We start from the raw sequence: 19,934 nt of genomic DNA on the forward strand, positions 1-19,934 counted from the left end.
TATGTTACTAAACTTTGAGTGAGTCCGTGAGCAAAAGCGGACCAAATTTTAGTTTCCTTGGTAGCTTTGTACGACCGGTATCGTGAACGTATAGGGCTTTACGTTGTGCGCGTAGCTTGGCATGGTGAACTGAATGACCATGATGATGGACGGGGAATTGAGTGTCAGATGAATGCCGTAGGTGTTGTTCGTGTACGGATATGGGAACGTAGCGTCGCTCCAGTCGAGGAACTGTTCGTAAAGGACCTTCGGCGCGACACTCAGCATGGTGTTTGGTTTCGGTTGCAAGGTGAGTGCGTTCAGGTCAAGATTCGCTGCCAGCGTCTGGTCAAAGGCGGTGTTGGCTTGGGCAGTATTGAAGATGGGTTCGCTGCTTGATACGCTGGTCGGCTGGACTTGTTCCACGGCATCGAGTGTGGCGAGTTGCACGGCCTCCTGGATGCGCCGGTAATCCGTCTCCTGCATTTCAAGATTGAACACCTGCTGATGTGCCTCAAACTGCAGAATCATGAGTAAGACCACCATCATGACCCACTTCATTGGATGGCCTCGCTGTCGGCCGTCTCGGAGGACGTGAGCATCGTGCCGTTCGCAGAAGGAGCGATCGTGAACAGGTTGATCGTGGATGGGATGGATACGGACAGCTCAATCGGTTGGCCGCGGTCGGTCGGCGTCGTCGTCCCCGATACGAGTACCTCATCCGTTGGATAACCAAGCGTTGTCGCCACGTTGTCTTGAATGGTCTGGAGGTCGGAACTGCTGAAGTACCCCTTAATCTTCGACTCGGACAAGGCCGTGTTCACGGTCGCCTGAAGGTACTGAAGACGAGCCCCGTTGATGGCATCCATGTACGGCTGGTAGTTCCATGTCAAGATACCGAAGAATAGCAGGGCTACGACAATGACATCTCTCACAGTTTTCCGACCTCCATCCCGAATTCACGTTAGGGCGCTGATGATGTTGACAGTGAAGACTCTGCACCGGAAAGTTGGGTTGCTGTATAGGTTTGCGCGGATTGTTGTTGAGATTGACCCCAATTATTCGAGGCCATGACGCCGACCACTGCTGCGATGAGCAACATCACGCCTGCAACAACACCTGCCATAACTCCGTTCATGTACCGTTCACCCCCTTTCAGCGAGAAGCTAGGTTTAGGTCGGGCGTGGTCTGGATGACAGTCACGCCTCTTGTAGCAATACTGTTCATTTGGACTGAGCCAAACTGCACGTCTGACACCGCCAGCAGTACGAACACGAGGATCATCATAATCGCGGCGATTATCTGTCTCAGATGGCTCAGCCCCTTCCTGCAGTTTCACTCTAGCACGATTCCCGCTCATAATTACGCCATCTTAGCGCCATTATTCAGCCGCCGAAGCTCGCTTTCATCAGTGTCGCCGTGTAGACCTGGATGATCACTGTAATGTCGTAGATGGCTGCGCCGACACCGAGCATCGTGAGAGCTGTGCCGAGGAGTGCACGAGATTGCAGGTACGTGGTAAATGCAGCGATACGGTCGGTGCGGAAACTCTCCTGGTTGTTTTGGAAGATGTCCAGCGCGACGTCGGTGCCAGCCTCCTCGATTTGGGTGAGCATGTGGGCAAAATTCTTAGCCTGTTTGGTGCCAAGGTCTTCCCCGAACTGCTGGAGAGCTTTGACCGGGTCTTCCATCCACTGGTTGAGACAGCGTTCCAGGAACGACCGAATGGTAGGGACTCTGTGCAACTGTCGGCGGAGCATGTCATTCAATCCAATGCGGCTGTCCTTGAAGGCCATGACCTCTTGCAGAAGCAGACGGTACAGCAGGTAGAGGCTACGGTCGCGGTTCGCCGCGGCTTGCTTTTGCAGCCATTGGAATCCGAAGTGCATGGGGAACGGACGTCGATACTCGAGTCCGAACCAAATCAGGACCGGGAACACAAGGGTCAGGCCGTGTCCGGAAAGCAACCCCATGATGGCGATGAACGCGAATACCGAAGTCGCTGCAATGCGAAAGTAGTGATACATCGGCGCACTGATCTGCAGGCCACTGCGACGGAGCAGGACAGTCAGTTGGTCGTCCTTGAACCGGTTCCGCATTCTCCTGCGCGTTGTGTACCAGCCGCCTGAAAGCCTTGCTTGGAATTGGAACCGCTCGTAGTCAGTCTGCGTTGCGCTATAGAAGACAAGACCACTGGATATGACGCCGAGAGCCAGAATGACCCACCCGATGTAACCCATGACTCCACCCCCTTACATGTCCTGCTTGGGTCGGTAGAAGATGATGCCGACCATAAAGGAACCAAATGTGAAAATGAGTGTAATGATGAACCAGCGGAAACTTGCCGGTGTGTCGAACTGGTACAGGAAAATGTTTCGAGAGAGATAGAAGTAGAACAAGACCATCATCCCCGGCCACATGACGAATGGCACACAGGCGACGAGCAGGCTATCCAGTCGGGCAAACTTCTGGCCTTTGCGCGCGTCTTCGATCTCCTTAAACTCCTTGTGTGTGAGCGACAGACTGAATTCGACGTCGACCCCATCCACGATGGCGTGTTCAATGTCGTTGGCGATCTGCACAGCCCAGCTTGTTCCGAGTTCCTTGGAGAACTTGTCCACTGCCCGTCTGGCTTCGACGGGTGTTACGTGGTTGGCCAGCTGGTCCACAAGCCTTGCCACGGAACGCCGCAGGGGACCTGTGGGGAGATACTCCACGGCAGCGGTGAGTGCATGCAACATGCTACCGTGGTGCTTTCTGTATTCGGGCACGAGGATGTCGATCAAAATCCCGATGTCGTACGAGTTCTGGATACCTAAATGGTATCTGCGGATGTTCAACAGTCCGTAGGGTGCGACAAGTGCGAGAAGCGCTGTGACCGCAGCCAGGGGCAGGTTGTGTACGCCAGCCAAAGCAAGCAGGAACACGACCGCGGAACCTACGACAGACCCCATGACGAAGCGGGATACCGATGGTTTGCTGGACTTTTTGAGTGTTGCACGCAGCAAGAGCTCGAGGTGTTCCTGGACTCTGTCATTCGTCGTCGCTTTCTTCGACGAACGGAATCCTTCGCTGACCCGCAGCATCTGCCGATGACCAATGCCGTAGTACGTGTGCCGCATCCAGGCATAGACGTCACGCCATACATGCTCGAACAGCAGGAACACGCCCACGCAGGCGAGGGTGTATAAAACAATTTGGATGAGAGTGTTTAGCATGGCCGCCATTGTAATTCCATCACTCCTTTAGACTCGGACTGTCCGAACCGCTTGTCCGGACAACGGATGTGCTTGTGCAAGCCTCTGAAACTCTGTCAGGAATGGCACCAGCACGTCCGGGTACGTGTCTTCCAACCGTTGCTTCAACTGCGGCGGTATTTCAGCGTGAAAGGCCCACGCGTCCGTCTGCCGGTCATACTTCATCCATGTCGTTACCGTGAAGCTGGAGGATTCGTGATCGAACTCGTAGGCGTAGACACCTGTCACGATTTTTCTGCCTGTAGGGTCCTCCCACATCGTGATTGCGACGTCGAGGCTCTGCGCGGTGCGAACGTACGTCGCCCGATGGTCACGGTTGGGTCGCACTTCCAGACTCAGGTCGGCAAGTTCAAGCGGGATATTCAGGACGTACGGGCTGTGATAACTCGCCAGACAGCCGTTGCCCCGTTCTCGCGACAGGATGAGCAAGTCCACTTCCATGCTCCGGATTTCCGGCACCATCATGTAGTGGGCATCACTGCGCAAGAATGCAGGAAAGAGCGAATTCATGTCTTCGAGAGTCGACTTGAGCGAATGGATTCGGGAGGAACGCTTGGGAAAGTCTCGCTTGAGATGGGCCTCGAACGTGCCCCGCTCCACCGTTACGACTTCGAGATCCGGGTCACGGGCGCCATATATGACCTTGAGCAGCGTGGTCTTCCCACTGCGTCGAATGCCTGTGGTCATCATGGTCAACATCAAGCGACTGAGCAGCTTCCACCACTGCACGGAGTCCCCGGGAATGGTGCGATGCTTTGCCACACTCTCAAAGGTGAATTCGTTGAACAGGTATTGGCGGAATACGATCACGTAGGTTTCCGATAACGGCGGTGTGAAGATGGTCACGCGCGTGCCATCCACCATGTCCACCTGTGTCCAGTTGTGGGTCTGGTTCACCTGCGTGTCGGCGTCCTTCAGCGTGAGCGTCCGGATGAGACGTTTCACCTGGTCGATGGAGTCGAACTCAAACGGCTGTAGTTGCTTGGTGCTGCTGCCGTGGGTGCCGAATAAGATCTGTGTTCCGTTGACGGTGGCCGATTCTGTAGGGTTCGCGAACCACACGCTCATCGGTCCGAACCCAAGGTGATGCTGGAAGATGGCCTCCGTCAGGCTCGGATAATACTCGGGGTACCGGGTGTTCTGGTACTGTGGGAACTCACGAATGAAGTCGTGGACTTTTTGGATGAAGTACTGTTTGTCCGCCTTTTCCCCGATAATGGCCCGGTGCTTACGAGCCAGGTACTCGGTATCGATGTCCTCCTTGCCATCCCGTGCATCCAGTTCTCTGCTGATGTAGTGTCGGAACGCCTCGATCACCTTATCGAAGGTGACTTCGCCCATGAGTCGCGCCTGTCCGGCCTGTGAACGGTCGAGATAGGCGTCTGCTCTGAACGGATTGGAAGGCAGAAGCTCTTGCGTAGTCATGACGCCACCCCCTTTGGCAACACAGAGGATGCGATAGCCTCGGCTGCCTTGCGGAACGTCTTCTCAGCAAAAAACAATTTGAGCGGATCAGGCTGTTGCTCTGCGTACAGGTCGATAGAGGGAAATGTCGGGATCGCGGCCATAGGGAGTAGGCCAATTGACTTCGCAAATCCACTGTTGCTCTTTCCATGTAGCTGATTCCCCACAAGTAGCAGCTGGTCCGGATCGATCCCGAGGGGCTTGAGCACATAGTCGATGTGGTCAAAGAACTGTTTCTGTGTGGACACCAGGTCGTTGGCCACCACGAATCGCTGTGTCGCGGCATTCATGCCTTCGAGTGCAAGTGCGGTGTTGAGGATGGAACCCAAATCGAGAATCAACACGTCAAAGCACGATTGGGCCACGTCAATGAGGCTGCGAACGTGCTCGGGTTGCAGCATCAATGCGTTGGTCTGGTTGCGCAATCCGGGTAGATATTTGATTCGGTAGGCACTTTCCATCGAACCAAGCAGGACTTGTCGGTCCAGTTTCCTGTGTTGCAAGAAAGATGAGATGTCGTCTAAATGATGTTCTGTATCGTTTAACATCCAATGCCCCGGATTGTAGGCGTTGAGTCCCACCATGCCGACTGACTTCCCGTGCTGTTCCGCCAACACATGCCCGACTGCCATCGCGATGATGGAGGTTCCAAGGCGTGGGTAGACACCCCAGAAGGCCAGGATAGGCGTCTGCTTTGCCTCATTCTCATCGGCACGCAGGGAAGCCACGACTCTTTCTGGTTCGATGAGTTGAATGCTGTGGGCAGCGGCAAATGTGCTCATGGTTGGGCTCATGCTGTCCACGACATAGGTCAGGGTCGCATTCGGGTGCTCTTCCATGAAGGTGTACAGTTCCGATTTTTCGACGCCAGCAGAGTCCACCAGGTATTGCGTTTCATGCACGTCGCCCAGTTCAGCAAACGTCCGATACATGGGCATGGACAGCTGGCCTTGTAAACTGTCTCGAAGTCCGATGGCAATCACTGTGTTCCCCCTCCCCTCTCGTTCCCAGAAGCGACACCGGTGATGAACAACTGCGTTTTTTGTTCAATGTAGGAGGTAAGCAACTTTGCCTGTGCCGTGGTCATCTTTAGGTCAATGTTGCTCGGGTTGCCTGTGCCGTTGTATAAGGTACCAATCGTCTGTGTCCCTGTTGGCGGTGCAGCATTCGTCACTTCCTGGTTGTTGCTGGTGTGCACGGAGAGCACCAGGATATTGTTCAGGCTGACGTTGCCTGGTGATATCGTGTTCGGTGCATTGGCTGTTGTGGACGCATTCCCTGTGGCGCTCGACGTCGTGGTGCCTTGGGGTTGCGCCAACGGCGTGATGTCCACGTAGTCACCCTGTCGCAGTGTCTCTGACACGGAGGCGATCCACGAGGACGGGATCGGCACATCTTGCGTTCCAGGCGTGATCGTGAATGGATCGGCCTCTGTGTCCATGGCGGTGAATTGCTGATTCGCTGACATCGGCTGAGCGGTGTACATCCCAGCAAGTTCGGCAGGGTTGGTTACCGCTCCAGGTGACACTTGGCTTTTTAGGAGACGTTCCCGCGTCCAGGCCCCGGTCTGAATCGGTGCATCGGCGTTAAGGCTGTGGGTTGCCACATACACCGATTCGCTGTTCAGATACGGTTCGAGGAGTTGGTTGTACGCAATGCTCCCACCGACCCCGACCACAAAGAGGGTGGTGGCGATAGAGTATTTCAACCACGCTTTCATGTCGCATTCCCCTTTAGAGCGTTGACAGCGGTTGTACGAGACGCATTGTGAGCGCCTGTAGGTCCGCGTCCACCTCAGATATGTTGATGAATTGCCCGTCCCACAGTGCCTGTTGCATGCGCTCGGGTGACAGGTAGGGCACCTTTACGGCATCTTCGAAGAGGTCCTCGTATTGGGCAAATCGTGTCCACTTATTAAGCACCGTGACCACACGACCGGGATGCTTGCCAGTCAGGTACTCGTACTTTTTCCCGAGTTCCTTCACGCTCAGGTAAGTCGGATCGCAGTCGAGGACGCAAACGATGTGGTCTGCCATGCCAAGCAGCATGTCGTCCGCGATATTTTGACCACAGTCGAGGACAGTGACGGGTCGGCGCCGTTGGCGGAAAATGTACTCGACCATGCGGGTCTGTGCGTCGTCTTTCACGCCTTCGAATCCCGGTGGGAGAGGTACCAGACTGACTCCATCGACTTCGATGGTTTGGTCCGCCCCCTGCAGCCAGTGGTGATACTGTTCTGCTGGCAGGTGCTTGTCCAATTGAAAGTGTTCCCACATGCGCCCCCACTGTTTGGGGTGTTCCACACAGGTCACAGAGTTCGGCGGCAAGCGCTCTGCGAGTCGCTTGGCCAATAGGTACGAGATGGTTGTGGTGCCAGCGCGCGGCCAGACGCCCACCACACACACCAGACGCGGTTGCAGAATGCGTACCGTAGACGGAGGGGATGTTTTGCCCCATCTTGAGCCGCCACGCAGGCGGTCTCGCAGCCCACGACGCCCATGGGGCGCAGCGGGTTCATCTTCAGCGGTTTCCTCGACGACTGCAGGCTGCGCATTTGGGCTTGCAAAGTCCTGCGGGAGAAATTCGCGTACGTCAGCAGGGGTTCGTGGATGTTCTATGAGATCGTCGATTCTGCCCAGTACAATTTCGTCCTTGAAGAACAGGAAGTCGTAAATGCCCATGAGGCAAAGCTGTTGCTTGAAGTCGGCTGTGTCAAAGTCGGTTGGCCCGACATAGATGACTCGGGTGCCCCGCTGCCGCGCACGGTATGCGAGGTGGATGAGTTCCGCCTGATCCGTCACGGTCCACCACGCCAAGACTAGCGTGTCATCCGGTGTAAACTGCGTGTCCTCAATCTCTCTTGTGTGCGTCAGCCATGTGCTGTCTTTGTATCGGTCACGCAGGTCTTGCGGAAACGCCAGATAGAGCACTGCCCTTCACCCCCTAGCTGTAATCATATAGGGAAAACACCCACATAGTGCGCCATCTTTACGCCAATGTTGCGGTGCTTGATGTCCCGGTCGGTGTCAAGGTCTCAGGTCCGAAGTACTTGGTGAGCGCAGGTACCCAACGGTTCTGGATCTGATTGACGTAGTTGAGTGTTTGGGCATTCTGAGCGACTTGGTACCCCTGCGACAGGGCTTGCTGCTCACCGCCCGGACCTGCGTTGTATGCTGATTCGGCTTCCACCGGATTGTTGCCAAATTCGTGGTACAGCTCGGAGAGGTACATGGCGCCAATCTGAATGTTTGTGGCTGGATTCGACAGGTCGGCCATGACGCTGTTGCCGATGTATGTACCGTTCAGATACATGCCGGAAGCGGTGGACGGTTCGATTTGCATGAGTCCCATAGCTCCCGTAGATGAGGTCAGGACACCGCCCGAGCTGCTGTATTCGTTACCGCTTGATTCCTGGCTCATGACGCCAGCGATGAGTACCGCTGGAATGCGATACTGTGCCGCGGCCATCTCAATGTAGGTCTTCCAACGAGCCACGTTCTTGATGGTGTTTGGACTTGCGGGTCCGACTGCTGTCCCTGTAAAGGCTCCGGTGCCACTGGGGAACAGGACGGTTGCGACCATCGCCTGAACGTGTGGGTCGGTGATGGAGTAGTCTTGCGCCGCGATGAGACCGGCCAGTGTTTGTTCATTGAGCTTTGTCTTGGTGATGAAGAAGTGCCTTCCACCGTTGTCTGCCGGGACATGGGCAAACAGGCTCCATACGCGTGACCACGTATAGGTCCGCTTTGTCGACGACAGTTCGATGTGCCGCGTCCAAACCCCGTTACACCCGACGTGTCCGGAGGTGACCCAGTGGTATGTGTCGCTCAGTGTGCCGTCCCAGGTATTTGCGCGGACGAGCATGGTGACAGGCGTATAGCGCACCGACTGGACACACACGGTCTGTCCCGTTTTCGGGTTGACATGTGAGTGATAGGTGATCGTTTCGTCTTTGAAGGTTTGCCAAGTGAAGCTGGGTTTCAGGTCGTTGGCGTACTCGTAGGCGTTCGGTGGATTCAAGTTGTTGATCATTTTGCCAATCGCCAGCAGCACAGCAGGGGGCGTACCCACCTGCTGTTGTTCCACTTGGCTGATTTGAGACGGGCTGAGACCGGGTTGCCATGTGTCGGCCGCGTGCTGGTAGGTCAGTTTGAGCTCGGTATTTTTCGCAATCGTGGCACTGTCCAATGTGACGTTTGTCCCATTCACAGAGCCGTTCCCTGAACTCTTGTAGTCGCCAATGAGAAATCCGAACAGGGACAGTGCGCCGATTAACAGTGCCAAGTAGCCCAATGACCCTCCACATCCAAGGTAAAGGAACATCTGTTTAATCACCCACACGAGCAGGTCTCGTGGATTCCTTGGGATGCGAAACGGGTTTGGGAACTTCATCGCGCAGCGCCTAACACGAGGGATTCGGACACCTTGTGATGTGTGGATGCAAGCAGTTGAATGAACTCTTCCTCTTCGTGCAATAGCCCATCCACCAGATGTGGGTCGAATTGACTGCCAGCAAGGCGTCTCAATTCATCTCGGGTGCTCTTCCACGGCCAGGCCGTTTTGTAGGGGCGAACGCTCATCAGTGCGTCGATCACGTCGACCATTTTCACGACACGTGCGACCATGGGGATGTCATTCCCGGCCTTTCCTTCAGGATAGCCAGAACCATCGAAGTTCTCGTGGTGATACAAGGCCACCTGCTTGGCGTACGAGAACAGGGTTTCGTCAAAAGCAATCTGGTTTGTCACAAGGGTTCGCTCGACGTTTTCGATGATGTTGAACCCGTGATGAGCATGTTGGCGAATGTAGACTCTCTCGTCCGCTGTGAGAGCCCCTGGACGGAGCAACAGCTCACGCGGAATGGTTGTCTTCCCGACATCATGAAGCAGGGCTGCCAAGGCGAGTCGTGTAGTCTCCTCGCTATCCCATTCCAGCACGTACTCAGCGACGAACCGAGCGTAATCTGATACCCGTTGCACGTGGTTCATCGCGTCTGGTTCTACGTACTCTGCCACATAACTGATGGCCTCGAACATCGGCTGCAGTTGCTGTAATCCCATCTCATTTGCGGTCAATTTCAAGAGACTCGCCTCCTCGAAATCACACTAGCACAGATTCAACGCGGGAATCCGCCATCTTTACGCCAATGTGATTGGAGGGGGCGAACGAGTCAAAGCACGTGTGCAAACGGGAGGCATGTAGGCGGGGCGCAAATGGAGCGGTTGTTGTACTACGTTAAAACCACGTGGTACTATGTTGTTGAGTAAGGCACTAAGTTTCTCAGTAATAAAACCTAAAATTTATTATTGAGAAGTGAATTAAAGTGCTTCATGAGCGCATACTAAACTAAGTGCAAAAGCCCCAGCACGAATGTACTAGGGCTTTTGCAGGGCCTGCTAGAGCTTCGTTCGGGCCTTTTACTGAGGCAGAGCAGTCAATCCTTGTCCGGGCCAGGACTTTGAGGGGATTGGCTGTTCGTCGTTTCGGACTCGATCTCCACTTCGAAATCGTGGAACAACCACCGCCAGATCAGACGAAAACGTATCTTCCTCATATGGACAACCTCCTTCCACCTTGCATTCAGAACATCGTGAAATGTCCCGAACGAAAGCTCCGAGGCCACAGAGCCAAGTGGAAGGGGTTGTCCAACAAACGAATACTCCAGGGTACACACTGAGATGTACGCCTACTATTCTATCATGCTTTGCAGTGGGCAGACGCTCAATCCGGTTCAACGGCATTGAGGCTTGGAAACAGCACAGCCCCGGCGCAATCGACCGAGGCCATTGTGAACCTTAGTTGAAGTTGTTCCCACCGCCCGGGATGAGCACGGGTTTTTCGTCGAACTTGTGCGCTTCTTTCTCGGCTTTGGCAGCTCTGTCCTTTCTCCACTTCTTCCACTTGTACCAGAAGCGCCATACCACGAGAAGGAGGATAACTTCCTCCACGAGCACCCATGGCAGCGGTATCCACACCACGTATCCGGTCCAGAAGGCGGAACGACTCCACACACGCGCTCTCGCCACGAAATGTTTGCGTATGCTGTTCTTATCGAACCAGGCGAACTCTTTGAACAGCATCGGGGCGATGAACTCCGTCATGACATATACGACAGGGACAATACCAATCGTCCACGCGCCTACCTCCCACCACCTTATGGCATGGTGCACGAGTAGGAAAAATCGTGCGATAGGCGTATTGATGATGTGGTTCAAACGCTGCAACACGTGTAGGAGTAAGTGGAAGGCGTGCTGGACGGTCATGTGTGTTCACCTCTCAAGATGAGGGTACCAAATTACGCGACGTGATGTTGGCGGTTCCGGTTGTGATTTGAGCCAGCAGGTGTACGTCGTCCTCGGAGATGAAAAACGACCCCCGACTCGGAGGCCGTTTCCCCTTAAAAGAAAGGTTTACTCGACCGTTGATGCGACTTCCTCATCGGCCGGGGAAGTGTAGCTTGGTTGATTCACAAAGACCGTACCGCATTTGTTGCACAAAAATTTGAGCTGCCAATCGCTATACAATTGAGGCCACACGTTCTGGTTATACCGCAGTCTGGTGTAGCCCCAGTATGCAAGTGCCAACCCGACGATGAGCATGACAATGCCGATACCGTGCGTGATTTTGGACAAACCAAAGAGTACCAAGACAATGCTTAATATCACCTGCCACCGCAAGCGTTTCTTTGCGGGTGCCGCGGTCATAGCTCCCACCGCTGTCTGTTGAGTGCCGGTGGTTCTGCTCTTGGCTGTTCCTACGCCAAGGCCACCGCGACCGACACCAACGCCAGCCGTTCTCGTCGAGGTATTTACGACTGAGGTGCCGTGGGCGTTTAAGATGGAAAAGCTTTGGCAGTTGTCGCTGCCGCATGATGGACAAAGAATTGCGCTCACCAAACCTACCCTCTTCCACTGTGATGTCACATTTTTCAATGGTAACTTCTACATCACACGCTATTTCCCTTTACGCTTGGTTTCATATTCCAGTTCACGTAGTCGATTGCACCGTGGTCGAATTTTTAGGACACGGTATATCAATCCTCGTTTTTTCCGCCATCCACCACCTGAAACTTGTCCTTATTCCAGTTCACGTAGTCGATTGTACCGTGGTCGAATTTTTAGGACACGGTTTAGGAATCCTCGTTTTTTCCGCCATCCACTACGTGAAACTTGTCCTTACGAATATTCTGGCCCAGAAATAGTGCTTCTCGCTCCCGAGCGGCTCTCAGTTCAGCTTCGAACCTCTCGTCCACTTCCCTTTGATCGTAGTAATACCTGCCTTCCGCCTTGGCCTGAGTGAGTGAACGTGCCTCCATCCCCTCAACAAACCACACGACCAGAAGAAACCCATATATCAGTAGGGCGGGAATGCCGAGCACGATCCACAGGAGGATCTCGGTTCCCCAGTATGGTAGTGCAAACCACCATGCGTAGAAGATCCAGAGTGCCCACATACCGGTTATACGGGCTATCCGGAGCATTTCAGCATCGTCCTCTGGGTGTAGGCCAGGCGCCACAATGACCCATGGCACAAGAAAGACGTAGAGTGCCGCGATGGCCGGCCCCCACCAGTGCAGCGCATTATGGAATTGAATGAGTCGCTCGGCAAACATCGCAGACACTCCCTTCAATGTCTTTTAAGTGTAGCAAATCAAACGTTGTGCATTGGAGGCTTTCAGGACCGAATCTAATGCCCGTTTACAATGGCTTTCCTTGCGTCGTACAAGAACGCGTTGGTACCTGCCGTTTTCGTCTTCAGCGGGTCTTTCGGTGGCGTGACTGCTACCCTGCCGGCGACTACGGCCTCTTTTGCTTTGCGGTCTAACTGTGCCGGCTGATAGGTTGCATACGCCTTTCGATACGCTTCCTGAGCGGCTGGCGTGTAGCTGCCGAGATTCGGCAGATGTTGGCCAACATCCCACTGTTGCTGTGCTGTCTCCGAGAGGTTCTGTGCGTCCCTCGGTGACACGCCGGATTCACGGAGTTGATTCACAAACTCGTTTCTGGCCGCAGAGTGCTTCTGCTCCGCGGGAGACGACAGTCCCTGAAATGTGTTGTTCTGTGCGTCATACAGATGGCTGATGCCGGGTACCCGTGCGGCTATGGCATTGTTTTGCATGACCTCTTTAATGTGGTCACGCGCGGTTTCCAATCGTTCTTGCCGAAGCTCTCGGTTGGCCAGGTGGCGTTGAGCTTTGTTTGCAACCGCGTCGGTCATGGCGGAAACCGGTCGGCCAATGAAGCGTTTGTTGCCCAAGGATGACCCGATGGACCTTGCGATCTTGTTCTTGCCCTTTGCAGATAAGTCACCGGCCTTGCCTCGGATGCCCCCTTCGTTCTGGAGTCCCTTCCACCCAGTCGTTGCCCATGTTCCAAGATTGCTGTGTGCAAAGGCGTGTTTCGTGGCTTGTACTGTTCTTCCGATTTCTCCAGCCGTGTGCGTGCGTGTGAGTGGCAGGCTCTTGCCACGTGCGCCACCCCTGGCTCCACCCGACCCAGTACCGAACCCCCGTGCACCCCCACTGGCGGCCTCAAGACCCACACCGCCATTGCGAATCGGGTCACCCTCTGCACCGTACTTCTGATGCATCATGATGTCGTCCATCGAGGCACCGGCTTGTACGGCTCCTGCGTGTACCTCACTCTTGTCACCGATTTTCGTTTTAGCCAAGTTCTTTGCCCACTTTGTATTGTCTACCTTGCGGAACGCTTTCCCCGCAGCAGCGCGTCCGGTACGGAGACTGGCCTTGCCGAGCAGGTCTCCGGTCATCCCAGCTCCGGCAGCCATCGCCATGCTGCCCCACGCCATACCGTGGTTGGCTCCAATCATCGAGGCACCAAATCCCTGCGCGACCATGTCAATGAGTTTCCGCATATACGTGGCAGACGCCAGGAGTCCAATCGTCCCTGCGAAGGAGACGAACACATCGGCGGCTGTCAATGCACCGCCACCGGTTGGACTGGCCACGGCGCTGGCTACACCAAATACGACCGCCTGGCCGAATGGAATGGCCATCTGGTAGATCCACTCGGTCCACCACATCTTCGCGATGCCACGTGTCTTGTCGTTCGCATAGAACGCCATCGCGAGCGGGAAAAACAGCATCCATACATAGAGGAACAACGCCCGGAACTGGTACACAATCCACACGACGATGGATAGAACCGCCTGCAAGAGGTTCACGGCTGACCCGAGCAGTTGCTGACCCCCTGTATGCGAAGGGGTCGACGCAGAGAAATTCGATAGGGAGTGTGGCAGACTCAGGAAGTAGTCGCTGAGGTAGTAGAACATCTGCGTCACCAACACCGCGAGGTGGGAGCCCTGCCAAATCAGGATGGCCGAGATGATGAGACTGAGGACTCCCTTCTTCAACCGTTCCCGCTGAATGGAACTCTCAGCCGCCCCTGCCACCTGGATGGCAAGAAGATAGATGGAGCCTAGCAGGAACGCCCAGCCAAACGCCCAAAAGGAGAGGGAAAACAGTTTGAGTGATGCGACTGCCTTCGGGTCCATGAGATTCGAGAAATTTCCTGAACCCCACGGAGGCGGGTTGCCATGCGGGAAGAATCCACTACCGAGGATGATGTTCCCCATGACCGAGTGCGTCAGACCCTTGACGGATACTGCTTTGGTTACCAACGCACTGATGCCCGTAGCCAGCACGTTCAGGATGCCTGCAATGATGCTTCCAAACCAACTCAAGCGAGCTCCCTCCTTTGCATCGCAAGCTGATGTTCAGACTGCGCAAAGGTTGTCGAGAACAGCTCTGCCTCTTCATCGAATGCGTTGAGTTGGTTGTAGAACACTTCCTCGCCGACGATCCAGCGCCCCTTGCCTTTGCGGAACCCAACCAGGTCGTCAAACTCCTGGTCTTCGAGGCCAAACACTTCCATGACGGCATCCTTGTCGCTCTTGGCCTGCTTGAGGAGGACCTTGGTGGCACTGTTCTGCACAATGGCGCGGCCGTGTTCGTTTTCGGCGAACTTTAAGAAGTCCTGACTCGCGGCCACGGCTGACCCGGACCGTTTCCGGATACGACGAAAGACGTCCTCAAGGAAGTGCGCGTGGTCTTCGGACTCGAGCATCTTCTGTGCCTCGTCGATGATGACGCGCTTGCGCATGTTCACGTTCTTCTTTACGAAGCGCTCAATCACCCATTCCAACACCACTTGCATGCCAAGCTTCCGTGCCAGAGACTTTTCACTGAGACTCGACAAGTCAAAGTGGATGATCGGCGTGTCCTGAAGTTCGACGTTGGAATAGCAGTCGAACATGCCCTCGGTACCGTCTTCACGGAACCGACGCAGGCGCATGAGCAGTTCTTCCAGGCGGTTATCTTCGTCCGCTGCCCGTTGAAGTTTCGTGTAAAAGTCCGAGAATCGGGGTTGAGACCGCTTCTGGCGGATGATCAGGCGATCCCCTTTGGCATCACGTTCCCAACTGTCCTTTCGTTCGTAGAGAGATTCCGGATCGGGTGTGAACTGAAAGTCCTCTTCATACATCTTCTGCAGCAGGTTGTTGATGCTGGCGGTGGTGTAGGCGTCCAGGTGGTCCGTGTCGCTGTGTAAGTGCGCCATGCTGCTGATCAGTCGTTCCATCTCACTGATCTTTTCCTTGATGTCGACAAACCTGCGAATGGTCCCATCTGGCAGCTTCTCTTCTTCCTCAGACAGTTCGAACGGGTTGAACTTGTGCGGCGAGCGCTCGTCGATTCGGATCGTCACACCGCCGAGCGCATTGACCAGGGCACCGTATTCGCCATCGTAGTCTACGATCACGTGTCGGATGCCGAAGGCTGCGGAGCGAGACACGAGGCCCTTGAGCAGAAAGCTTTTGCCGCCACCAGACGTGCCAATGACGATCATGTTGTGGTTGGCCAGATTCTCATGCCAGGCGTCGTATCGGTTCAAGTGACCGGACGACCAGTCGATCCCGATTGGAACACCGTACTCATGACTGAAATGCGAGTTCGTGAACGGGAAGGCATTGGCGAGGGCAGTGGCTGTCATTTCAATCGGATGGCGCAGCACGTTCTCCCCGATTGGCGCAACGGCTCGCAGACCCAAGTCGTGTTCCTTATACGCCTCCCGAATGAGGAAGCCCTCAAAGCCTTCTCTCTCGATTCGCTCACAGGCGGCGACAAATTCGTCACGGTCCGGGGACGACACCGTAAAAATGAGCGTCACGTAGAAGAGACGTTCAATCCCCAGACGAAGCTCTTCGCGCTCTCTTTCGAGCAGCTGGTACTGTTGCTGCAGGAACGCGATCTGCTTGTTGGTGCCCGCCTTTTGCTCACCAAGAATCTCGGCCTCGATCTTGGTCATCATCTTCGTTCGCTTGGACATTGCGAGAGCGTTGTCCCCTGGGTCGACGTGGATGCCAATGTGAACGTCTGCACCGATGTGAAAAAAGCGGTTGAGATACGCGAAATGGACTGTGGATGGGAGTCCCGTCACGTAGTACGTCTTGGTGTATCCACTTGGAGAGACAAAGATTTCTGTGTCTCGAACCTCGATGCCATCTGCCACGGTCATGAGGTCATGAATGGTCGGTGCATGCTCGCCAAGGACACTTGGATCATCGAGATAGACCTTTTTTGTAGCCTTACGCTTCGCCGACATTAGGTTTCACCTCACTCCCAATCATGCTGCTCCCGCTTACCTTCGGCGCGTGCGACCTACGAACGAGTGCGTCGCGGTAACGCTGTGTTACGGCTCGCTCGCGGTTCCAGAAGTTCTGAGCGGCTTCGATCACCTCCACCGGTTCCAGGGTCTGGAACGGGACGCCCATATTGGACAGCCCCGCCTCGACATAGGCGTGTTCGCGGTCCAGACGCTCCAGCTGCGCCTCTGGCGATTCCGCACCCATCCTTGGAACGACACCCACGACAATGATGTTTTCCCTGGCCGTGCGTGGCTTGAGTGCCTCTTCTTTGATGTACTGCTTGAGTCCCTTCGCATACTCGTTGAACACCGGATTCTTGTAGGCGTTCATCGTGTCGTCGACCGCGGACTCTGTGTACTTCACAAAGTCCGTATAGTTGGCTCGACGTGCCTGAACCGAAATCTGAAACGGATTGTCCAGGCGTTGCAGCATTTCCTTGAATCGGTCTCGCGTTGCTTGAATTTCTTCCACCGACATGGAGTACAAGTTGACATCCCCGACGTGAATGAGACGTCTGAATCTCTTATTGACGACAACCGACCCATCTTCTGCAAAGCGTTCAATGGGCAGGAATTCTTGCAAAGACCCTGAGACCTTCTTTTTGCCAGACGAACCTCTCTGCTTTCGTACATCGCGGGTGATGAGTACAGCCAGAAACATGACCATAATCACCGCGATCACTATGATCTTCACGCGACTCCCCCCTTGCGATGAACGCGGACTCTATACGTCCTGTCATACAGGATGACCTTCGGTCTCCTGGAGAAGCGATAACTGAGCCAAAGCCAGTCCGCTAAAGGTCGGCCTTTCACGGGGACCATTGCGAAGACGACCGCAAACACGGCGCCAATCACGAACACACCCAGTCTCGGCAGCCCAAAGTGCGGAAAAACGGGGAGTGCGATGGCCATGAACGGGGTGGATATGCCCACCCCGATCACCCCGTGCAGTACGTGCTTTGTGCTGATTCCCCAGGCTAAACTTTCGCCTTCCGTCATGGGGATGGGCGAGAACACTTCTAGCATGAGGACCCACTCCTTAGTGAAATGTTCCGCCGAGGTTGAACAAGGCCCCTGCGATCACGCCCGCGGCGCCCAACATGACACCTGAGATGGCCACGTGAATCAGATGGGACTTCGCCTCATCCCGCTTGGCTGCGTGGTTGGCTCCTGCCATGAAGCCGAGAATGGCTTTGTAGAGGTGAAACAGAAACCACGCGCCTGCAATCGATGCAATCGCAGCGAGAGCCCACGACATCACACCGTTCACGAAGCTACCGACACTGCTTGAGTTCCCGGACAAGGGATTGGTGATAGCCCCGCTGGTCGCGGCAAAAACGGGTGAAGCGAGTGCAGCCAAGGTAAGCGCTCCTGCTGCGGATGCAATTCCGGTAACACTTTTCACTGCATACTTGATGGACATGTTTTCACTCCCTATGCGTGCAGGTTGTTGTTGATGGCGACGATGACGCCAGGCAGAATCGTGGCTGCAATGAATCCCAGTATTGAATACAAGATGATGTGACCGCCCGTCCGTTTGATCCGGCTGTGGTGCCCGATGGAACCGACGAGAAATACGATGACGCCGACCAACACAGCAATTTCGGAGAGAAAGTATATCCAGGCAAAAACGACCTGAATCAGCGTACCGAACGAGGCTGTGATGTGATTGAGTAGCCCGAATGGGTTAACAGGTCGAAACCCCAACTTGGACATCGTTTGACTAACATTCGGCAACGTAGCGGTGGTTGCATTTGTACCGGCACTCACATAGGCTTCCTCCTTCCTCTAATAAGTAGGCTTGTTGCAATGAAACCTGTTGACTCCACCATAGCAGGTTTTCGCGCTCTAACTCCGCCAAAATAGCGCCATTCTTTCGGGAACGCCGCAATTTTAGGTTTGGCTGCTGTATGATTTGGAGAAAGCAATCCAAGGAAGGGGACAAGCAAAATGGTGAGAATCGAGTACGTGGACCGGGTGAGGCATGTGTTTAGCGAGCACCGCACAAATGACGAGGAACTGGCGTACGCCCTGACGATTGATGAGCCGGCAGAGTCGATTGACATCAAGACATTGAACGACGCGACCACAGTCGAAGTTGTGACGCCGCAGACGGTCTATCATTTCAGCACGTTTCGTGCGGACTATGTCGGCCACGCATCGAGAACGTTGGTGCAGCTGCTGGAGCACTTTCACGTTCATCTGCCAATCGAATACCTGACCGCCCACCAGACGTTTACGGTCTATGTAAAGGGTGAACGGATCGTCTCTGAAGACGAAAAGGAGTATCCCATTGCGAAGCGCGCAGACCAGTATGAATTGGTCGAGCCAGTTACGATGATGATGTCGCGAGAGGTACTGGACACCGTCCTTCAGTTTGCCGAGGAGTTCTCGGTGATGCCGGTAGAGATAGTAGAAAGTGCCATGGGCGCGTTCTATTCGATATTGTCCTTTGCGAATGAACACGCCATGGCACCGGAAGAAGTGTTGTCTGTGGTCACGAATCTGATCTCCAATGAACGGCCGGAAGAGACACCCGACGCTACGGTTCCAGTTTAGTCGGAACTCAGCTCTATCAGTTCCTTCAACCTGCGCGCAGTGAGTGTGGCATGCAGGACTCTGCCGATGTGGATCGTCATTTCCTTGACCTTTCGATCAAGAGTTCTGCTTGCGTAATTCGCTTCCTTCGCGCAGAGGTGATGTTTGAGTCTCAAAATATACTTCAGTTCGAAAATACGTTCCCATTCCGTATTTTTTACGATCTGCTCGATTTCCGCCATTTGCTGCTGTTGCTCCCGCAGCAGTTTCTGGATGGGCTTCTCGCTTTGTATGTGGGTAAGATGATTGACACTGGCTCGTAACCACACGTAGCTCTTCATGACTTTCTTACCGAGTTTTAGAAAGTCAGTCTCAGTCATTTGCCCTTCGGGAGTCACGAGGGGCAACGGGAACAGAACGGATACCTTGTCGTCGGCTCCGTAGACAGCCTGCCACGCCGCCCCTTCCTCTCGAGCGTAGATGGCAATCGGTAGCTCATTCCACTGGAATCCCATGGTTTGTGCAAACTTCGCCAGAACTTCGATTAATTCGTCCGGTGTCGCGGCGGTCTGCACTTCCTCCTCGTGGTCCATGTGCATAATCGTGTAGGTGTACGTCGCTGGGCCTTGCCCTTCGTGATCCATGCGCATCACCGTTGACATTGGCCTCTCCCCCTCATTTGGCTGAACCATTTCCAATGGCCCCTTATGTTCCCAACATACATCATTTTCAGGCACATAGTCCGCCAAAATTACGCCAATATTTGAGAGTGAGTGTTGAGGCTGTGTGGAATTATCCTCCTTCATGAATTTCTGCTGCATTTCTCTCTGTTGGATTAGCACAATCCTCACCCCGGTAACGTATACCCTTTACCCGCTCGTGTAGTTTTTGTGTATGTATTATGTCTACAAGGCATAAGTATAATCTGATTCGACAAAAGTTGACAATACTGTAGTTAAAAAAAGTTAGAATCAAGGTGCCAGAAGAGGCCAATGAGATGCTATGATGTGGTCACTTGTGGACTCGTTCAGGG

At 54.4% G+C, this 19,934-nt stretch carries 22 protein-coding genes; 1 reads left to right on the forward strand and 21 read right to left on the reverse strand.

Annotation, left to right across the window (positions count from 1 at the left end):
* Window positions 1-48: 48 nt before the first annotated feature.
* The 20 genes from JC200_RS23855 to JC200_RS23950 form a co-directional block, all read right to left on the reverse strand.
* Entirely contained in the window at window positions 49-540 is a 492-nt protein-coding gene (locus JC200_RS23855; RefSeq protein ID WP_274436790.1) for a hypothetical protein, read from the reverse strand.
* Entirely contained in the window at window positions 537-914 is a 378-nt protein-coding gene (locus JC200_RS23860; RefSeq protein WP_274436791.1) for a hypothetical protein, read from the reverse strand. The genes JC200_RS23855 and JC200_RS23860 overlap by 4 nt, the downstream gene beginning before the upstream one ends.
* Before the next feature lie 29 nt (window positions 915-943).
* On the reverse strand, window positions 944-1,117 hold the full coding sequence (locus tag JC200_RS23865) for a hypothetical protein (protein WP_274436792.1): 174 nt from the start codon (window positions 1,115-1,117) through the stop codon (window positions 944-946).
* A gap of 247 nt (window positions 1,118-1,364) precedes the next feature.
* Window positions 1,365-2,219, reverse strand: a complete 855-nt coding sequence (locus JC200_RS23870) for a hypothetical protein (protein ID WP_274436793.1) — start codon at window positions 2,217-2,219, stop codon at window positions 1,365-1,367.
* 12 nt (window positions 2,220-2,231) lie between these two features.
* Complete coding sequence (locus tag JC200_RS23875) at window positions 2,232-3,206, reverse strand: hypothetical protein (protein WP_274436794.1); 975 nt, start codon at window positions 3,204-3,206, stop codon at window positions 2,232-2,234.
* An 18-nt stretch (window positions 3,207-3,224) separates the two neighbouring features.
* Window positions 3,225-4,661 (reverse strand): ATPase, T2SS/T4P/T4SS family, encoded by a 1,437-nt coding sequence (locus tag JC200_RS23880; protein WP_274436796.1) that lies wholly within the window; start codon window positions 4,659-4,661, stop codon window positions 3,225-3,227.
* The gene (locus JC200_RS23885) at window positions 4,658-5,683 is read right to left on the reverse strand and encodes a CpaE/TadZ family protein (RefSeq protein ID WP_274436797.1); all 1,026 of its coding nucleotides are present in this window, start codon (window positions 5,681-5,683) and stop codon (window positions 4,658-4,660) included. Before JC200_RS23885 ends, JC200_RS23880 begins: the two co-directional genes overlap by 4 nt.
* Entirely contained in the window at window positions 5,680-6,420 is a 741-nt protein-coding gene (locus tag JC200_RS23890) for a CpaB family protein (protein ID WP_274436666.1), read from the reverse strand. Before JC200_RS23890 ends, JC200_RS23885 begins: the two co-directional genes overlap by 4 nt.
* Before the next feature lie 13 nt (window positions 6,421-6,433).
* A complete protein-coding gene (locus tag JC200_RS23895; protein ID WP_274436667.1) occupies window positions 6,434-7,630 on the reverse strand; it encodes a MinD/ParA family ATP-binding protein in 1,197 nt (398 codons plus the stop codon).
* A gap of 58 nt (window positions 7,631-7,688) precedes the next feature.
* On the reverse strand, window positions 7,689-9,041 hold the full coding sequence (locus tag JC200_RS23900; RefSeq protein ID WP_274436668.1) for a lytic transglycosylase domain-containing protein: 1,353 nt from the start codon (window positions 9,039-9,041) through the stop codon (window positions 7,689-7,691).
* Between the two features lie 47 nt (window positions 9,042-9,088).
* Window positions 9,089-9,781 (reverse strand): HD-GYP domain-containing protein, encoded by a 693-nt coding sequence (locus JC200_RS23905; RefSeq protein WP_274436669.1) that lies wholly within the window; start codon window positions 9,779-9,781, stop codon window positions 9,089-9,091.
* A 714-nt stretch (window positions 9,782-10,495) separates the two neighbouring features.
* The gene (locus JC200_RS23910; protein WP_274436670.1) at window positions 10,496-10,963 is read right to left on the reverse strand and encodes a hypothetical protein; all 468 of its coding nucleotides are present in this window, start codon (window positions 10,961-10,963) and stop codon (window positions 10,496-10,498) included.
* 147 nt (window positions 10,964-11,110) lie between these two features.
* Window positions 11,111-11,593: a hypothetical protein gene (locus JC200_RS23915; protein WP_274436671.1), complete on the reverse strand. Its 483-nt coding sequence runs from the start codon at window positions 11,591-11,593 to the stop codon at window positions 11,111-11,113.
* A gap of 236 nt (window positions 11,594-11,829) precedes the next feature.
* Entirely contained in the window at window positions 11,830-12,312 is a 483-nt protein-coding gene (locus JC200_RS23920) for a hypothetical protein (protein WP_274436672.1), read from the reverse strand.
* Window positions 12,313-12,386: 74 nt separating this feature from the next.
* Entirely contained in the window at window positions 12,387-14,402 is a 2,016-nt protein-coding gene (locus JC200_RS23925) for a hypothetical protein (RefSeq protein ID WP_274436673.1), read from the reverse strand.
* Window positions 14,399-16,321 (reverse strand): VirB4 family type IV secretion system protein, encoded by a 1,923-nt coding sequence (locus tag JC200_RS23930; protein ID WP_274436674.1) that lies wholly within the window; start codon window positions 16,319-16,321, stop codon window positions 14,399-14,401. Before JC200_RS23930 ends, JC200_RS23925 begins: the two co-directional genes overlap by 4 nt.
* Window positions 16,305-17,057 carry a hypothetical protein gene (locus JC200_RS23935; protein WP_274436675.1) on the reverse strand — a complete coding sequence of 251 codons (753 nt, stop codon included), beginning with the start codon at window positions 17,055-17,057 and terminating at the stop codon, window positions 16,305-16,307. Before JC200_RS23935 ends, JC200_RS23930 begins: the two co-directional genes overlap by 17 nt.
* Window positions 17,054-17,389: a hypothetical protein gene (locus JC200_RS23940; RefSeq protein WP_274436676.1), complete on the reverse strand. Its 336-nt coding sequence runs from the start codon at window positions 17,387-17,389 to the stop codon at window positions 17,054-17,056. The genes JC200_RS23935 and JC200_RS23940 overlap by 4 nt, the downstream gene beginning before the upstream one ends.
* 13 nt (window positions 17,390-17,402) lie before the next feature.
* The gene (locus tag JC200_RS23945; RefSeq protein ID WP_274436677.1) at window positions 17,403-17,786 is read right to left on the reverse strand and encodes a hypothetical protein; all 384 of its coding nucleotides are present in this window, start codon (window positions 17,784-17,786) and stop codon (window positions 17,403-17,405) included.
* A gap of 11 nt (window positions 17,787-17,797) precedes the next feature.
* On the reverse strand, window positions 17,798-18,133 hold the full coding sequence (locus tag JC200_RS23950) for a hypothetical protein (protein ID WP_274436678.1): 336 nt from the start codon (window positions 18,131-18,133) through the stop codon (window positions 17,798-17,800).
* A gap of 180 nt (window positions 18,134-18,313) precedes the next feature.
* On the opposite strand from JC200_RS23950, the gene JC200_RS23955 reads away from it, so the two are divergent.
* A complete protein-coding gene (locus tag JC200_RS23955) occupies window positions 18,314-18,922 on the forward strand; it encodes a hypothetical protein (RefSeq protein ID WP_274436679.1) in 609 nt (202 codons plus the stop codon).
* Here the strand turns inward: JC200_RS23955 and JC200_RS23960 are convergent.
* Window positions 18,919-19,563, reverse strand: coding sequence for a hypothetical protein (locus JC200_RS23960; RefSeq protein WP_274436680.1), 645 nt, complete (start codon window positions 19,561-19,563; stop codon window positions 18,919-18,921). The two genes, JC200_RS23955 and JC200_RS23960, sit on opposite strands and share 4 nt — an antisense overlap.
* Window positions 19,564-19,934: the final 371 nt, after the last annotated feature.

Origin of the sequence: Alicyclobacillus sp. ALC3 (assembly GCF_028751195.1) — a bacterium.
Taxonomy (GTDB): Bacteria; Bacillota; Bacilli; order Alicyclobacillales; family Alicyclobacillaceae; genus Alicyclobacillus_L.

Bases quoted from the DNA above. Each gene is read 5' to 3' on its own strand.
- JC200_RS23855 (WP_274436790.1), bottom strand. From the start codon at position 540: ATGAAGTGGGTCATGATGGTGGTCTTACTCATGATTCTGCAGTTTGAG.
- JC200_RS23865 (WP_274436792.1), bottom strand. From the start codon at position 1,117: ATGAACGGAGTTATGGCAGGTGTTGTTGCAGGCGTGATGTTGCTCATC.
- JC200_RS23870 (WP_274436793.1), bottom strand. From the start codon at position 2,219: ATGGGTTACATCGGGTGGGTCATTCTGGCTCTCGGCGTCATATCCAGT.
- JC200_RS23875 (WP_274436794.1), bottom strand. From the start codon at position 3,206: ATGGCGGCCATGCTAAACACTCTCATCCAAATTGTTTTATACACCCTC.
- JC200_RS23880 (WP_274436796.1), bottom strand. From the start codon at position 4,661: ATGACTACGCAAGAGCTTCTGCCTTCCAATCCGTTCAGAGCAGACGCC.
- JC200_RS23890 (WP_274436666.1), bottom strand. From the start codon at position 6,420: ATGAAAGCGTGGTTGAAATACTCTATCGCCACCACCCTCTTTGTGGTC.
- JC200_RS23910 (WP_274436670.1), bottom strand. From the start codon at position 10,963: ATGACCGTCCAGCACGCCTTCCACTTACTCCTACACGTGTTGCAGCGT.
- JC200_RS23920 (WP_274436672.1), bottom strand. From the start codon at position 12,312: ATGTTTGCCGAGCGACTCATTCAATTCCATAATGCGCTGCACTGGTGG.
- JC200_RS23930 (WP_274436674.1), bottom strand. From the start codon at position 16,321: ATGTCGGCGAAGCGTAAGGCTACAAAAAAGGTCTATCTCGATGATCCA.
- JC200_RS23940 (WP_274436676.1), bottom strand. From the start codon at position 17,389: ATGCTAGAAGTGTTCTCGCCCATCCCCATGACGGAAGGCGAAAGTTTA.
- JC200_RS23945 (WP_274436677.1), bottom strand. From the start codon at position 17,786: ATGTCCATCAAGTATGCAGTGAAAAGTGTTACCGGAATTGCATCCGCA.
- JC200_RS23955 (WP_274436679.1), top strand. From the start codon at position 18,314: ATGGTGAGAATCGAGTACGTGGACCGGGTGAGGCATGTGTTTAGCGAG.
- JC200_RS23960 (WP_274436680.1), bottom strand. From the start codon at position 19,563: ATGTCAACGGTGATGCGCATGGATCACGAAGGGCAAGGCCCAGCGACG.